This window comes from Streptococcus australis, from assembly GCF_019930045.1.
GTDB classification, from domain to species: Bacteria; Bacillota; Bacilli; order Lactobacillales; family Streptococcaceae; genus Streptococcus; species Streptococcus australis_D.
The window spans coordinates 1-14,699 of record NZ_JAHZQQ010000047.1 but is presented as its reverse complement, the minus strand read 5'-3'; the positions used below and the strand labels follow the sequence as shown (position 1 = coordinate 14,699).

Sequence of the window (14,699 nt, the reverse complement as noted above, 5' to 3'; positions counted from 1 at the left end):
AATACTTACAGTTTACCCCAATGAAACGCTATGAGTTTTTTTGTTGCACTATATTTTACAATTTATCATATAAAAAATAGTTTGTATACATTTTAAGGTACTAGCCAACAATGACTAGTACCTTCGATTTTACTCATATTTCACAAAGACTAATTGTTTGTCAGTCGATAAATCATCCTGGTAAGCAAAGCTAGTAAAGCTTAACTGTTTCATGTCTTCGACCCTTGTAATCTGCTTCTCCAACAAGGCTGTCACAAAAGCCCCACGCGCTTTCTTAGATATGGTCGAATGCACCTTCAACTGACCATTTTTCTCTTCTAGAAATTTAAAGGTCACCATGCGATCTTGAATCTCCTTAGAAAAGACGGTTTCAAACTCACTGGAAAGCAAAGAAATAATCAGTTCTTCCTCCTGAAGAGCTTGATCATAGACAGCCTTCCAAAAAGTCTTTAAGGATTTCCCCTGGACCTTAAGCTTCATGAGAAAGTCCAAACGATGGGGAGCAATCGGAGTAAGGGCCGGAATCACCCCATAAAGAGCTGAGGTGATGAAAAGATGGTCTTGCACATAAGCAGCTTCTGCTTCTGTCCAGTCCGTACGGCGGATATTCCGATACATGAGGCCGTCGAAGAGATTCAAAGCTGGATAGGTCTTAGCTGTACCAGACTTGAGCGCTTGGATCCGTTGCTCTTCTTCACTTGCTCGGTCTTCAGAAATCTTATAAAGCGAGGCTAACTCTTCTAGAGATAATGCAGCTAAGGTATCGATGACCGCTTGTGTCTCATTTGATACAGGATGAGCCGTTTTTTCTGGGGTATCCAGATTCATTTCTTTTGCAGTTGGAATTAATAGTTTCATAGAATTATTGTACCATATTTCATTTTCGCTTGACATAAAATTACCATCATGTTATCATCTAGTTATTAAAACTATATAACAAAGAGGTAATAACTATTTTATTCAACTACAGTTATCCCAAGTGGGAAGAAATTCCTGATATTGATCTTTATTTGGACCAAGTCCTCCTCTATGTCAATAAGGTTTGTGCGCCTTTTATCTCAGAAACAGACAAGGGCTTGACGGCTTCCATGGTCAATAATTACGTTAAACACGGCTACCTGCCAAAACCAGATAAGAAGAAATATAAGCGACAGCAGGTTGCCCGTCTCATTGCTATTACGACCTTAAAGACGGTTTTTTCGATTCAAGAGATCGCGGCTACCTTGAACCTCTTGCAGAGTCAAGCCAGCTCCGCTGACCTCTATAATAGTTTTGTGGACTTTCTCCATGAAGAGAAAGAACCTTTAGCTCCAATTATCGGATCTGCCTGTCGTACCGTGATACTCTACCAAGAAACCCTATCCTATATCCATGTTCATTCTGAGGAGGAAATATAAAAGTGAATTATGCTAGTAAATTAAGTAAACGATTATCCTTTGGAGAAGAAATCGCTAATAGTGTCACCCATGCAGTCGGGGCTGTTTTGATGCTCTTTCTCCTTCCAACTTCTGCTATTTATAGTTATGAAACACATGGGACTTTAGCAGCTGTCGGGACTTCGATTTTTGTCATCAGTCTCTTTCTCATGTTTCTCTCATCGACTATCTACCATGCCATGGCCTATGACTCACCTCAGAAGTATGTCCTTCGAATCATCGATCACTCCATGATTTACATTGCCATAGCAGGTAGCTACACACCCGTCGTCCTTTCTCTCATGAACAACTGGTTCGGCTATGCCATTATCCTGATTCAATGGGGGACGACCATCTTTGGGATACTCTACAAAATTTTTGCTAAGAAGGTAAATGAAAAATTCAGCTTAGCCCTCTATTTGATTATGGGATGGTTGGTGATTTTCATTATCCCACAGATCATCAGCCAGACAAGTCCAACCTTCTGGGGTTTGATGCTGATGGGTGGCCTATGTTACACAGTTGGAGCTGGATTTTACGCCAAAAAGAAACCTTATTTCCACATGATTTGGCATCTCTTCATCCTCGCTGCTTCTGCTCTTCAATATATCGCGATTGTGTATGTCATGTAAGACAGTGACTCTCTTATAGGGAGTCACTTTTTAGTTGCTTTTTTACACCCAATTGACTACAATAAAGAAAAATTGTACGGGGACAGTTATGACAACCAAATACCAAAAGATTTTTACAACATTGAAAAACCAGATTGACCAGGGGATCCTAAAAACTGGAGACCGCCTGCCTTCCGTTCGCCAACTAGCCAGTCAGTATGCCTGTAGCAAGGACACCGTCCAACGGGCTCTGCTCGAGCTCAGCTACAAGAACTACATCTATGCCAAGCCCCAAAGCGGCTATTATGTCCTGGAGGAAGAAACTGGAAAGCACACAGACCTACCTCTCCGACTCAAGGAAGATCGCTTCCAGGCCTTTGAAGACTTTCGGACTTGTATCAACGAAACCCTTGTCGGTCGTGATAATTACCTCTTCAACTACTATGAAAAGCAGGAAGGTCTAGTTGATCTCCGTCAGTCTATTGCCTCCCTTCTTCGAGAAGATGCCATATATACCCAGGAGCAACAAATCGTTATCACCTCAGGAACCCAGCAAGCCCTCTACCTCCTAAGCCAGGTCGCCTTCCCAAACCAAAAAGAAGAAATCCTAGTAGAGCAACCAACCTATTACCGCATCAATAAATTAATTCAGGAGCAAGACTTACCTTATCAAAGCATCAATCGCTTGCCTCAAGGAATTGACTTTGAGCAACTGGAAGCTATTTTCAAAAGTGGCAAGATCAAATTTTTCTATACCATTCCACGCTACCATTACCCGCTGGGACATAGTTATAGCAAACAAGAGAAGGAACAAATATTGGCCTTAGCAGACCTCTATGATGTCTATATTGTCGAGGACGATTACTTGGGGGATTATGATCCACATTTTTCTCCTAGCTTTCATTATCTGGATGCATCCGACCGAGTTATCTACATCAAGTCCTTTTCTACCAGCCTCTTTTCTGCCCTCCGCATCACTTCTATGGTCCTGCCCCAAGCGCTTCTTTCCCCTGTCTTAAAACTTAAGGGGACACTCGACTACGAAAGTAACTTGGTCATGCAGAAGGCCTTGAGCCTCTATATTGACAATGGCATGTTTGCCAAAAATAAAGGCCTCCTACATCAACAACAAGTCATCCAAAAAGAGCAAGCCGCTTCCCTACTCCAGCAACATTCCCTGTCCGTTCCCGTATGGCCGGTCATTGGAGGAGTCTTACTAGATTTAAGACAGGTCCCTTCGGTCGCTCGACTGAAACATAGCGGTCTCCCTCTCCACTTCTTCGAATCTGCCTATATTAAAAGCTGTCCCTATGCCTTTGCCCGTATCAATCAGGACAAATTGGAAGAGGTTTTACCCCAAATTATCGCTTATCTATGATTCATCCTATCCTTTCTATTTCTTGATTTATTTTATATATAAAACTATGTTACAAAAAAATTACAATTATTACAAATAACACTTGACATCTGTAACAATAGGAGTATAATCTAAGTCAGAAAGATAAAGAGGTGATATTATGAAACGATCTTTGATTCGTTGGACTGCAGCCTCTCTTGTGGCTGCATCACTTGGACTTGCTTTGGGAGGGTGTGGCTCAAAAGATAAAACAACTTCCTCATCCGAAAAAGCTTCTAGCTCAAAAGTTGAGAAAAAACCAAAAGCTAGCTTGAATAAAAAAGCTACAGCTTCTTCTTCTCAAGCAAAAGTAGGAACTGAATCTTCAAGTCAGGCAAGTAACCCACCAGCTTCAACTGAACCGAACAAGGCAGAAAATACATCCTCAACTGATCAAGCAGTTGTTCCTGCAGGACTTGTCGGCACTTGGGTAGGATCTAGCCCTCAGGCGGATAGCATCAAAATGACTATTGAATCCAATGGTGATATTACAACTGTCGTTAGCTTTAAAAATGATAGTGAACCAACCCGCACAGCCACCTATACTGCAAGAGCTATTCAAGCATCTGGTAATGTCTATTACTGGGAGTCAGAAGGTCTTAATGGCGCAGATGCTCTTCTTCCTGGTATTACTGGTTTAGGAGTAGCAAATTTCCGCTTCAAACCAGGATTTATCCTTGAGGAAGGTCATTATACTCCGATAGCCTTCACAACAGATATCAATACAGAATTTGACTATAGCAATTACAGAGATTTCCACTTCTCATTGACCAAAGAGCAATAAGGACAGGAACTTCTCTAATAAAAAAAGAATGTTGACCCTTCAACATTCTTTTTTATGTTTTATTCACTTTCACAAATTAATTGGGTTAAACCCTACTTCTTGGTCAAGTCCCAACTCTTGGCCACAAGCTCGAAAAGATAATCATCCTCTACTCGTTCATCCAAGGGAATACTAATCCAGTATTTCTTGTTCATATGGTAGGCCGGATAGAATGGAGACTCTTCTAAGAGTTGGCTGACATGGTCCAGTTTAAGATTTAAGACCTCAACCTTCCCTTCCTGTCTCGCATCTAGCTTGGACCAGTCAATCTTCATGAGAACGCCAAACCATTTGAGATCCTTTTGATGACGAAAGACGCCAGAGTCCGGTGAGCGATCCCAGAGATATTCAAGGGGACGATCATACTGCTGGCTGATCCAATCCACCAAGCGCTTGGTCTGTGGATACATAAAATCTTTGACAGCAAAACAAGACTTTCTGATATCTTCCAAGGCTTGCTGACAGGCTTCTCTGACTTGACCCACATATTGACCGACCATCTGGTCCATATGGAGTTGCACATAGTCGTCACCTGTTTCTTGATCCACTAACCAAAAATCCACTTCCTTACCTTGGACAGTCACATAGAGCTTGAAGTCTCCATCGAGGATTAGTTGCTCATAGTGATAGGACTCTTCCTGCTTTGAAAACCCATAAGCCAGGGCTTTTTCTTTATTTATACTATATTTCTCAAAATAATCCGGTAAAAACACTGGTCTACTCCTTCTTCTCCAGTATACCAAAAAGGAGCAAAAAATGAGTTGAGAATGGTCCTCAACTCACATAGATTTAAAAGACAACGCGGGTCCCATGGACCTGATCCACTCCTGGAACGTCAAGGAAAAGCTGACGATTCTCCAAGGAGACACCGCCACCTGCCAAGATTTCTACCTGACCATCCGCTAACTGAGCATACTCTTCGTAGCGTTCCAACCGTTGTTCTAAGTCTGTTTCTGGACTGCCGGCTCTTGTTAATAGTCGGGTCACACCCTCCTTCTTCATCCACTCAATCGTCGACGCTTGATCTTCTAGAGGAATCTGATCAAATGCCATATGTATGGTCAATTCAAACCCTTGGCTAGCTTGGATGAAACGAAGCATGGCGTCTTTATCCAGCTGATTGTCAGCAGTCAAGACACCTACCGCCAAGCCATCAACACCCAAATCACGAGCAACTTTCCAATCTTCTAACATGATGGCTAGCTCTTGATCAGAGTATACAAAATCTCCACCTCGTGGACGAATCATGACGATAACCTTGGCCTGATACTCTTTAGCAAGCTTTACAGCCTCTTTGATCACAGCATAGCTAGGAGTCGTACCTCCTACCGCTAAGTTATCACATAGTTCTACTCGTCGCGCTCCTGCTTGAAAAGCTTTTTCTAAAAGAGTTATGTTTTCTGCACAAAATTCATATAGTGGCATTTTAAATCTCCCTGCATCTGAAATCGTTTTCTCGTTCTACCTTACTCTTTTTTCTGGGCTTTGTCAATCAGAAAAACCATCGGCCTCATCAGAAACCAATGGTTGATGCTTAATAGGAAATGGGAACGATAATTTGTAATACCATGTTCCCTTTTTCAACCTTAGCAGAATGGATTTGATAGCCACTTGTCGGCAAGGTCAATTGGATTTGATTTCCTGTCATGGTAGCTCCGGTTCCCTCTTGGTTAACTTTTTCAGCAATCTTAGAAGCGACCAAGGCACGTGGAATTGGGAGATGGCCAAGACGGGCCCGTTCTAAGTTTAAGGTCAATTGTTGATCCGTCACACTCGCTGAAAAGTCCATGCTCACCATGGTTTCCACCGGTCCTAGTTCAATCGGGACCTGAACATTGATATAGTCTCCATTCATAGCAACTGCTGTATTGAGGAGAGTTTCATCTGAAACTTCTCCAAGCATTCCCTTAATAACTTGGCGCAATTGAGGAGAATTTAGCTGAAGCTCTGTTTGGAGGCCAGATGTTGTTAAGTCTGCTGTAGAAAGACCTTCTTGGGCTAGATCTACCAGCGAAGTATTCACTGTCACATTTTTAAATTGTTCTTGAGTCGAAACTTTTGCCGGTATCAAGAGAATTGCTAAGACAATCACTAGGAGGAAGGTCAGTCCGATGAGTCGTTTGATCCATTTCCACATATGGTCACCTCTTTTCGTTTTGATGGATGGAAGAGAGTTCATCTCTATCACTTTTGATCAATTCTTTTTCAAAATATGACTTCTATTCTACCCTAATTTTTCAAAAAAAGCGAACGAGAGGAATAAGGTGCACATAAGAAAAGAGGCTGGACAAGGTCCCAACCTCTGGTTTTATCTTAATGGAATTGCATCCCACCATCCACGATGATGGTTTGTCCTGTGATGTAGTTTGAATCAGGACCTGCAAGGAAGCTAACCGCATCTGCTACATCTTCAGGTTCTGACAAACGTTTGAGGGTAATATCTTTAGCGAAAGTTTGCATACCCCATTCGTCATCTTTACCAGCGTTCTTACCAACTTCATGAGCGATTTTAAATTAAATAAGATGACTGGTGAATAACTAGGAGTATTTTCTTAACAAAAACACCCATATTGCCTATTGTTTTGGGCCTTATTTCATGCTACACTAATCATAAGAGAATCAAACAATAAGGAGATCAAACAATGAAAGAATTCATGGATAAATTGAATAACCTACCTAAGCCGGTTCAATACATTATTGCCATCATTATTTTCTTTATCGCTTTTTACATTTCTTATAGCTTGTTTTATTCTTTAAACCAAGACCTCACTATCAAACAGCTTTCCTTATTCGGAAAGTTGTTTTTGTTTTCCACAGTAATCAACCCTGTACTACACTTATGTAACCTCCTTCTTCTTACATACATCTACGAAAACTAAAAAGCCTTCTTGCGAAGGCTTCTCATAAACTTTTCGTTTGATTGGTCCCTTTAGTCATCAGATTCCGCAAATACTTGAGTAGCTTTGACTGCTTTCTTCCAGCCCTTGTACAAGTCCTCTTTGCGAGCTTCATCCATTTTTGGTTCAAAGATTTGGGCTGATCCATGAAGAGATTTTAATTCTTCCAAATCCTTCCAATAGCCAACTGTCAGACCTGCTAGGAAGGCTGCTCCTAGGGCCGTTGTTTCCAAGTTTTTCGCACGGGCAATCGCAATCCCAAGAATATCTGCCTGAAACTGCATTAAATAATCATTTTTCGCTGCTCCTCCGTCTACTTTTAGAACAGGGATAGGAGTTTTGGCATCTACCTGCATGGTGTCGATGATATCGCGTACTTGATAGGCAATGGATTGGAGGGTTGCCTTGATAAAGTCTTCCTTGGTCGTTCCTCTGGTAAGCCCAAAGACAGAACCACGCGCCTCTTGGTTCCAATATGGTGCTCCAAGACCAGTAAAGGCAGGGACCACATAGATTTCATCGTCATTCTGAGATTTCAATGCATAGGCTTCAGATGCAGGTGAATTATCGATCATACGAAGGCCATCTCGTAGCCATTGAATAGCACTTCCAGCGATAAAGATAGATCCTTCAAGGGCATAGTAAACCTTGCCATTGATCCCATAACCAATCGTCGTCAGCAGGTTATTTTCTGATAACTGCATCTCCTCACCCGTATTCATGATGATAAAAGATCCAGTTCCATAAGTATTTTTGACCATACCAGGTTCAAAGGCCAATTGGCCAAAGAGAGCAGCTTGCTGGTCTCCTGCCATCCCCGCAATCGGCACTTGTCCACCGTAAAAATGGAAAGGTGCTGTCTTGCCATAAATTTCAGAGTTTGAACGCACTTCAGGAAGCATGGCTTTAGGAATGTTGAGGATTTCTAAGATTTCATCGTCCCATTTCAGTTCCTTGATATTGTAAAGCATGGTCCGCGCAGCATTGGAATAGTCTGTCACGTGGGCAGTTCCATCCGTCAACTTCCAAACCAGCCAAGTATCAATGGTTCCAAATAGCAATTCACCTTTTTCAGCTCTTTCTTGTGCACCTTCTACATGGTCCAAGATCCAACGGACTTTAGTCGCTGAAAAGTAGGCGTCAATAACCAAACCTGTCTTTTGGTGGAAGGTTTCTACATAGCCTTTGTTTTTGAGCTCTTCAGCTAGTGGAGCAGTTTGACGAGATTGCCAGACAATAGCATTGTAAATAGGAAGGCCTGTGTTTTTATCCCAAACAACAGTCGTCTCCCGTTGATTGGTAATTCCGATCGCCTCTATTTGATTCGGCTTAATGCCACTTTCGATAAAGACCTCAGCAATCACCGACTGCACCGAGTTCCAAATTTCATTGGCATTGTGCTCCACCCAACCAGCCTGCGGAAAAATCTGAGTGAATTCCTTTTGACTAGAGCAAACCTGCTCGCCGTTTTTGTTAAAAATGATAGCTCGCGAACTAGTAGTTCCCTGATCAATCGCCATGATGTAAGTTTCTTGAGACATAAACTGCCCTCCTGAATTAGGTACTTAAAAATCTTGTTCTTTCATAAACTAGTATACTCTATTTCATCTAGGATTTGTATCCATTTATTTAATAAATTATGGTTTAACATTTTCCTACTTCTTCTAACCTTATCAGAACAAATTAAAAGAGCCCCGAGGCTCTTTTAACTAGTAGTTCAAATGCTTATCAAGATTTGCTCTGATCTAACCGATTTAAGAACTCCATGGTCGGACTGTCTTGGTAAAGTTCTTTGAGAGGAATCTTCTGATAGACCGCTATTTCGTCCGCAGTCACACCGTAACGAATTAATAGATCATAAATACGATTTAAATCATGACGTAATTCATCCGTTATGAGGACATTATCACTTGTTTCTTTTGTTTTCCAATAATAAGATGGCAGAACTTCCTTGGTTTCAATTAAAATAGTTTGCAACAAAGTCCCACCATGGCTGTCCTTCTGAGAGATATCAGCCCCAAGTTCCAACATTTTCTCAAAAACCTTGAAAGACTGGTCCGCCTTTTCTTTAGACGAATACATCTCATATTGGCCATTCCAGCGTTTGATCATGCGCCGGCAGTCAAATACAGCTCGTCCACCCGCTGTTTGGAGGACTGGTTGACAAAATGGATTCAGCTCTGTCGGCTCTTCGATAAAGTTAAGATCTGCCCCTCTATCAATGAGTAAGTCTGCAATATCTAAATGTCCCGATTTGATAGCGACTTGAAGGAGCGACTGTCCCTGATCTCTTTTAGGTTTGTCACCCGAAACAGCATTGACTTCTTCAGGCTTTTTATCCAATATCTGACGGACTCCCTCTAGATCTCCTCTTCGCAACAACTGAAAGGTTTTTTGCATGGTCTTTCCCCCTTGAATCATAGATAATCCTAACTCTGAGTTCTTCGTTAAACTAATTATATCATTTTACAGACTTCTCTATGAAGTCCTATATGTTGGAACGTGTAAATAGCTAACCAGTTTTTTGTCACCTGATAAAAAGAAAACCTCCCACCGAAATTAGATGAGAGGTACAACTCTATTTCTATGATTTTCGTATAGCCACTAGCCAAGAGGCTACTAGGATTTCGAAAATAACTAGAAGGATGATCTGAGGAAGAGAACTTTGAACCAGCATAAGGACAGCCAGACTATCGATCAGCACATGAGCGAGGATACAAGGGACAGCTCCTTTTGAATACTCCTTGAGCGCTCCAAATAGGAAGGTATTCCCTAAAATCATCAGGTAAAAGATGAGATAGTTGGATGAACCTGCGGTAATCCAAGGGAGTTGATAAATAGGGATATGCCAGAGGAACCAGACAATGGAGAGAACCATCATTTTAGGTATAAAGTGCTTACTAAAGGAAAGATGATCTTGTAAAAACCAACGCCAACCGACTTCTTCCAGACCTCCATATAAAAAGGTCCAGGGGAAATATAGGAAGAAGGCCAAGAGGGAGTTCCCAGTAAAGCGAACATTTATAAGCAGGATGGAAATCCCATAATAGATGACGGGGATGAAGAAAGCTAGGATCCAGGATAGGGAACTTTCTTTTTGAAGAAAAACCTTTTTGAAAAATTCACCCAAGGAGTTGACTTCACTCAACACAAGAGAAAAGACAGCCGCAGTAATCATGGGAATCAAGTTCATTAGGATAAACAGTAGTGAGGCCCCCATACTACTCCTATCTGGGAAAAACCAAAGGATAACTTGCCCTACTAGAAATGTAGCAAGGAGGGCAGTCAGTGCATACCAGATAGCGACTGATTGTTTTGAAATAAATTTACTCATTTTTCCTCCTTTACAGTTATATACTTCTTTCTTGCAATCATGATTGCTAAACTAATAATGAGAATTTTACTGACGATAGATAGCCATACCTCTTCATTCACTAGAATCTGAGACAAGGAATTAATACAGGCATGAGTCATGACACAGAACCATAAATTTTGCGTTTTATGATACAAGGCGGTTAAGATAAAGCAGTTAGTTAGCAGACCTACTAGAAACGGAAACAATTGAATGACAGCTAAAGAACCATCAATATAAAAGTATAGTAGATGCCAACTAGACCAGGCTAAAAAGGTGATCAAAGTAGCTGAAAGATAAGGTATTTTTTCCTGCAAAGTTGGTTGAAAGAAATAACGCCAGCCAATTTCTTCAATCCCACCAAAAAGAAGGGCCTTGAAAAAGAGCACCACTGGCAAGACCAACGATTGAGTGATAATCTTACCACCTAAGATAAAGGGGAAAAAGTCGAGTAGCAAGAAAACGAGCACCAAACAATAATTAGCTAAACTATCTTTGACTTGAAAAAAATCTTTTAGAACTTGTTTGAAACTAGATTGATGGTAGCCAATACTGGCAAGACTACCCCACAAAGCTGATGACAAGCCACCTACAATAATAGCGATGATCCCAAATGATGATGTAAAATCAACCTTGACTCCTCCTGCTCTTAAAAACCACACCAGAAGGCTAACTCCTAATACTTGACCGAAGGTCCCTATCAAATACATGGATAGGGCTTGCTTTCTATTCATTCGTGATTCCTTTTCTATTCTTTCATCTAGTTCATGACTCTATTAGATTTGGAGCATCCCCTAATCCGCATCGACCCAAAGATGGTATTGTTCACAGTGTAGACATCGAAAGAGATAGCCACACATAGAACCATCCTTGACTAAGTATTCAGCTACATCCTGAAATTCATTACGTGCTTCGTATTCTGCTAAGACTTGCTCAGCAATGCCCATTTCTTCCAGTTCACGAGTGCCAACTGTCCCCAGATAAGCACAGTAGTCTCGGCAACAGGAGAGCCAATATTCGCCCTGCCAACTACTATAGCCTGGTGTTTGACAGAATAGGACCTGGTCTTTTTCCTTATCCATGACCCCTTGCCAATCAGCATCTTGGATAAACTCTGCTTCAAACTTCTGGGCAGCACGACCAGTAGAGATACAAGTCGGACAGAGATGGCTTAGCTCCTCCACACAATAGGGTCTCAACGCATAATAGATGGTGTGGTCTTCCCCACATGAAGGACAGGTCTTGGGCTCCCCTTCCTTAAAGGCACCCGTCGCTAGTGGGTCCGGATGATAACGGAAGGTTGGCAAGTCTCTAACCTTCTCCTTATGAGCCTCTTTTTCTTTTTCAGTCAAGGGACGCGGGAGCGCAAAGCGATCGCCATGGCTCAGACTCATCTTTTCTAAGATAAAGAATTTCTTAACTTGCTTGCGATCAGACTTGTCTACTATCTCTGAGAAGAGAGCAAAGGCACTAGCATACAAGCCCAACTCTTGGTAAACATCCACCAAGACCTGCTTAGCTTCTAAAGTTTCCAGTAAAGCTAGCCGATCCGCAAATTCATAGAGAGCCAGCACGCTGGATGAATCCTTCTCTTGTTCTTGTAACTGCTTTTTAAGATGGATATATTCTTTCATCGAATCGTTCATAGGACTATTCACTTTCAATTTTTAAGGAATCAAATCGTAGATTCTATTTCTAGAGATGATTGTATTCTAACCTGGATCATGTACTTTAAACCCATACCTGCCAGCATTTCGCTTGAGTTTCTCAACTAGCTCTTCATTGCGCTTGCTTTTTCCAAAAAAGAAGGGAATAGTCTTACCAGTTCTAAGTTCGATATAGAAAGCATAGCGACTCCCACCACCAGATCGTCCACGAAAAATTGCATACGTGATTTGCTTGATCTCTTTCAGTGGAAGCATTCGCCGACTGAAACACAAAGGCAAATGAATGTAGAAAATGCCACGGTTAATATGGAAGGGTGCAAAGAAGGGACCACCACTACGTTTCACGATTGCCCTTCTTCTCAGGAAAAGGAGAACAGTGAAAAAGAGCAAGAAAATTAGCACATATAGAATCGGAGCATAGTCCATTATCTTTCTAAATTCTAACACGCTGTCCTTCATCCTCTACTTCATCTCAACCCATTTTTCATTATCCATGATAAAGGGCTTAGCCAGACCTTCGCCTGTGTAGTCTTGGTATTTGGTCTCCAAGTATTTGTAGACATCTTCCTTAGTCGCAAACTTGATCGCTTGATAGGGCTCTTCAAAGGTTAGCTTTTCAACAAAGAGATAGCCGTCCTTGGCAGGAACCAAGACACCGACGTGACCGACAAAAAGGGTATTGCCATCTAGGTTATCATGAACGATGACAGAAAGCATGCGGGCATTTTCATTGAATTTGAAATTAGAAAAATACTCTTCCATCTTCTTGGCATGGACCTTGACATCTGTTGTCGCCTCAGTCGGAACCCGTGAATACAGAATCTTAAAGGCTTCCTTGTCTGCCTCATCGAAGATCTTCCCTTTGTCAATGGCATCATTGTCCACGAATAAAAGTTCACTATCCGCTTTCATCTTAGGAATCTCGATGCGATTCTTCAGAAGAGTATAGCTATTGATCCGGCAGTTTGTCCCGACGAAATCGCCCTTTTTCTTGGTCCACAAGTCACTGATCTTCTCAACATTGTAGTCTTTTTTCTTGAAGGTGCTGAAGTCACCCGTCAAGCCGACCGAGCCAACAATATCGTTGTAGTCAGTCACGAGTCCCAGAAATTTGTCTACACTTTCCTGATCCAAATAAGCAGACAAAAGAGTCCGCACTTCTTCGACACTTGCCTTGCTGTTGAGGTTGCTGTAGCTTCCCTTGTAGCGCTCCTTGTCTGAATGGGACTGCTGGACAGTGGAGCTTTCCTGCTTTTCCTTGGATTGCTTTAGGTTGCTACCACAAGTCGCTAAAGCAAAGAGCGCCAAGGCACAGCTAGTAAGGAGCATGATTTTTTTAGATGGTTTCATAAAATGGTTCCTTCTCTATTGATTAAAATGTTTGTTCTATAAATTTTTCATTTCGATAATCCTTCTCCTCTATTATAGTTTAAAACTAGGTTAGCTCCAACTATTTTTTACGAAATGAGAAAAGTTTACAAGCATCAAAAAAGAGCTGGCAAACTATCCAGCTCTTCAATATGTTATAAAAATCAAAATTTAAATTATTGTTTAATTCAACCAATCTACTTGAGCATGTTCTATTGCGTACTCAGCTTCTTCTTGAGTAAATTTTCTTTTTTTGACAAGTAATTCTAATAACTCTTCTTTCGACATGTTTCCAGGGTTTGCAATAGCTTCCACTTTTTTCACAGCTTCCTCTTTCCAATCGAAATTAACTTGTTCTATAGCATAGTCAGCCTCTTCTTGAGTAAATAGTTCAACATTTATAAGTTGCCAAACTAACATTTCTTTTGAAAAATGAAACATTTGAAGTGATTTTGCTTTTAAAACAGCTTGCTCTTTCCAGTCAATATCAAGCTTATTTATAGCGTACTGGGAAGCATCCTCTGAATACCCTTCAGATCTTGTTAGATGTTGTTCAATTTTCTGTTTCGATAAATGAGATTCTTCTGACAAAGAGATAGCTTTTGCATATGCACTTGTATATTCATTTGGTTTTTTATAATCATAATACTTTGTACTAGAACTTGAAGTCGTACTAGAACTTGAAGTAGAGTATTTTTCATAATCATAATACTTGGTACTAGAACTTGAAGTAGAGTATTTTTCTTCAGAGTCAGTTTCTATTGATTCTGAATATGAATTTTTCCATTTATTATAACTTCTTTCATAACTATATACCATAAAAGCTATCCATCCTACCATCAATCCAAAAATTGTAAAAATTAATATCAAAAACCTTTTCATCATGACTACCTTTACTTGTTTTTCTCCAATGAAATTTTCATCCCTCTGGAACTGTTTTCATTAGTATTATATCATGAAATATTGTTCATTTTTATTTACTAGTGTAAAAGTCTCTATGCTAGTAAATAAAAAAGTGACTGCATTTCAACTGCAATCACTCGTTCATTTGTGAGATAAAAAATAACAAAGTATTATAAAAGATTATTTAATTTTGCCCTGTTGTAAAATGAAGTGCAACACAAAAGACACGTTCATCTGATATACTAGAATTGCGAAAAACAGCATAAA

Annotated in this window: 16 protein-coding genes and 1 pseudogene; 4 read left to right on the top strand and 13 right to left on the bottom strand. The window is 40.7% G+C overall.

Annotated features, from left to right (window positions below; all coding sequences use genetic code 11):
* Window positions 1–129: 129 nt before the first annotated feature.
* Entirely contained in the window at window positions 130–858 is a 729-nt protein-coding gene (gene yaaA / locus K1J10_RS08600) for a peroxide stress protein YaaA (protein ID WP_223356831.1), read from the bottom strand.
* A gap of 95 nt (window positions 859–953) precedes the next feature.
* Here yaaA and K1J10_RS08595 point away from each other — a divergent pair, with 95 nt between their 5' ends.
* The 4 genes from K1J10_RS08595 to K1J10_RS08580 all read left to right on the top strand — a co-directional run bounded on the left by K1J10_RS08595 (window position 954) and on the right by K1J10_RS08580 (window position 4,206).
* The gene (locus K1J10_RS08595; protein ID WP_223356833.1) at window positions 954–1,397 is read left to right on the top strand and encodes a DUF1836 domain-containing protein; all 444 of its coding nucleotides are present in this window, start codon (window positions 954–956) and stop codon (window positions 1,395–1,397) included.
* Between the two features lie 2 nt (window positions 1,398–1,399).
* Window positions 1,400–2,047, top strand: a complete 648-nt coding sequence (gene trhA, locus K1J10_RS08590) for a PAQR family membrane homeostasis protein TrhA (RefSeq protein ID WP_048788819.1) — start codon at window positions 1,400–1,402, stop codon at window positions 2,045–2,047.
* A gap of 88 nt (window positions 2,048–2,135) precedes the next feature.
* Window positions 2,136–3,404, top strand: coding sequence for an aminotransferase-like domain-containing protein (locus K1J10_RS08585; RefSeq protein ID WP_223356830.1), 1,269 nt, complete (start codon window positions 2,136–2,138; stop codon window positions 3,402–3,404).
* A 139-nt stretch (window positions 3,405–3,543) separates the two neighbouring features.
* Window positions 3,544–4,206 carry a hypothetical protein gene (locus tag K1J10_RS08580; protein WP_223356828.1) on the top strand — a complete coding sequence of 221 codons (663 nt, stop codon included), beginning with the start codon at window positions 3,544–3,546 and terminating at the stop codon, window positions 4,204–4,206.
* Window positions 4,207–4,298: 92 nt separating this feature from the next.
* Here the strand turns inward: K1J10_RS08580 and K1J10_RS08575 are convergent, their stop codons facing one another.
* From K1J10_RS08575 to K1J10_RS08520, 12 genes and pseudogenes are all read right to left on the bottom strand, one after another.
* Window positions 4,299–4,958, bottom strand: coding sequence for an MmcQ/YjbR family DNA-binding protein (locus tag K1J10_RS08575; RefSeq protein ID WP_223356826.1), 660 nt, complete (start codon window positions 4,956–4,958; stop codon window positions 4,299–4,301).
* Window positions 4,959–5,034: 76 nt separating this feature from the next.
* Window positions 5,035–5,670, bottom strand: a complete 636-nt coding sequence (locus K1J10_RS08570; RefSeq protein WP_223356824.1) for a copper homeostasis protein CutC — start codon at window positions 5,668–5,670, stop codon at window positions 5,035–5,037.
* Between the two features lie 109 nt (window positions 5,671–5,779).
* A complete protein-coding gene (locus tag K1J10_RS08565; RefSeq protein WP_223356822.1) occupies window positions 5,780–6,382 on the bottom strand; it encodes a hypothetical protein in 603 nt (200 codons plus the stop codon).
* 176 nt (window positions 6,383–6,558) lie between these two features.
* A pseudogene (locus tag K1J10_RS08560) lies at window positions 6,559–6,759 on the bottom strand (SDR family oxidoreductase); the annotation flags it as partial.
* Window positions 6,760–7,174: 415 nt separating this feature from the next.
* Window positions 7,175–8,683, bottom strand: a complete 1,509-nt coding sequence (glpK, locus tag K1J10_RS08555; protein WP_223356821.1) for a glycerol kinase GlpK — start codon at window positions 8,681–8,683, stop codon at window positions 7,175–7,177.
* 187 nt (window positions 8,684–8,870) lie between these two features.
* Entirely contained in the window at window positions 8,871–9,542 is a 672-nt protein-coding gene (locus K1J10_RS08550; protein WP_223356819.1) for an ankyrin repeat domain-containing protein, read from the bottom strand.
* 184 nt (window positions 9,543–9,726) lie between these two features.
* Entirely contained in the window at window positions 9,727–10,476 is a 750-nt protein-coding gene (locus K1J10_RS08545; protein WP_223356818.1) for a CPBP family glutamic-type intramembrane protease, read from the bottom strand.
* Window positions 10,473–11,228, bottom strand: coding sequence for a CPBP family intramembrane glutamic endopeptidase (locus tag K1J10_RS08540; protein ID WP_223356808.1), 756 nt, complete (start codon window positions 11,226–11,228; stop codon window positions 10,473–10,475). Before K1J10_RS08540 ends, K1J10_RS08545 begins: the two co-directional genes overlap by 4 nt.
* Before the next feature lie 60 nt (window positions 11,229–11,288).
* Window positions 11,289–12,140 (bottom strand): CbrC family protein, encoded by an 852-nt coding sequence (locus tag K1J10_RS08535; RefSeq protein ID WP_223356805.1) that lies wholly within the window; start codon window positions 12,138–12,140, stop codon window positions 11,289–11,291.
* A 66-nt stretch (window positions 12,141–12,206) separates the two neighbouring features.
* Complete coding sequence (locus tag K1J10_RS08530) at window positions 12,207–12,620, bottom strand: hypothetical protein (protein WP_223356803.1); 414 nt, start codon at window positions 12,618–12,620, stop codon at window positions 12,207–12,209.
* Between the two features lie 3 nt (window positions 12,621–12,623).
* Window positions 12,624–13,511: a DUF4300 family protein gene (locus K1J10_RS08525; RefSeq protein WP_223356800.1), complete on the bottom strand. Its 888-nt coding sequence runs from the start codon at window positions 13,509–13,511 to the stop codon at window positions 12,624–12,626.
* A gap of 201 nt (window positions 13,512–13,712) precedes the next feature.
* Window positions 13,713–14,411: an Ltp family lipoprotein gene (locus tag K1J10_RS08520; RefSeq protein ID WP_223356798.1), complete on the bottom strand. Its 699-nt coding sequence runs from the start codon at window positions 14,409–14,411 to the stop codon at window positions 13,713–13,715.
* Between the last annotated feature and the right edge of the window lie 288 nt (window positions 14,412–14,699).

Bases quoted from the DNA above. Each gene is read 5' to 3' on its own strand.
- K1J10_RS08530 (WP_223356803.1), bottom strand. From the start codon at position 12,620: ATGAAGGACAGCGTGTTAGAATTTAGAAAGATAATGGACTATGCTCCG.
- K1J10_RS08585 (WP_223356830.1), top strand. From the start codon at position 2,136: ATGACAACCAAATACCAAAAGATTTTTACAACATTGAAAAACCAGATT.
- K1J10_RS08545 (WP_223356818.1), bottom strand. From the start codon at position 10,476: ATGAGTAAATTTATTTCAAAACAATCAGTCGCTATCTGGTATGCACTG.
- K1J10_RS08550 (WP_223356819.1), bottom strand. From the start codon at position 9,542: ATGCAAAAAACCTTTCAGTTGTTGCGAAGAGGAGATCTAGAGGGAGTC.
- K1J10_RS08580 (WP_223356828.1), top strand. From the start codon at position 3,544: ATGAAACGATCTTTGATTCGTTGGACTGCAGCCTCTCTTGTGGCTGCA.
- glpK (WP_223356821.1), bottom strand. From the start codon at position 8,683: ATGTCTCAAGAAACTTACATCATGGCGATTGATCAGGGAACTACTAGT.
- K1J10_RS08525 (WP_223356800.1), bottom strand. From the start codon at position 13,511: ATGAAACCATCTAAAAAAATCATGCTCCTTACTAGCTGTGCCTTGGCG.
- yaaA (WP_223356831.1), bottom strand. From the start codon at position 858: ATGAAACTATTAATTCCAACTGCAAAAGAAATGAATCTGGATACCCCA.
- K1J10_RS08540 (WP_223356808.1), bottom strand. From the start codon at position 11,228: ATGAATAGAAAGCAAGCCCTATCCATGTATTTGATAGGGACCTTCGGT.
- K1J10_RS08535 (WP_223356805.1), bottom strand. From the start codon at position 12,140: ATGAACGATTCGATGAAAGAATATATCCATCTTAAAAAGCAGTTACAA.
- K1J10_RS08570 (WP_223356824.1), bottom strand. From the start codon at position 5,670: ATGCCACTATATGAATTTTGTGCAGAAAACATAACTCTTTTAGAAAAA.
- K1J10_RS08565 (WP_223356822.1), bottom strand. From the start codon at position 6,382: ATGTGGAAATGGATCAAACGACTCATCGGACTGACCTTCCTCCTAGTG.
- K1J10_RS08520 (WP_223356798.1), bottom strand. From the start codon at position 14,411: ATGAAAAGGTTTTTGATATTAATTTTTACAATTTTTGGATTGATGGTA.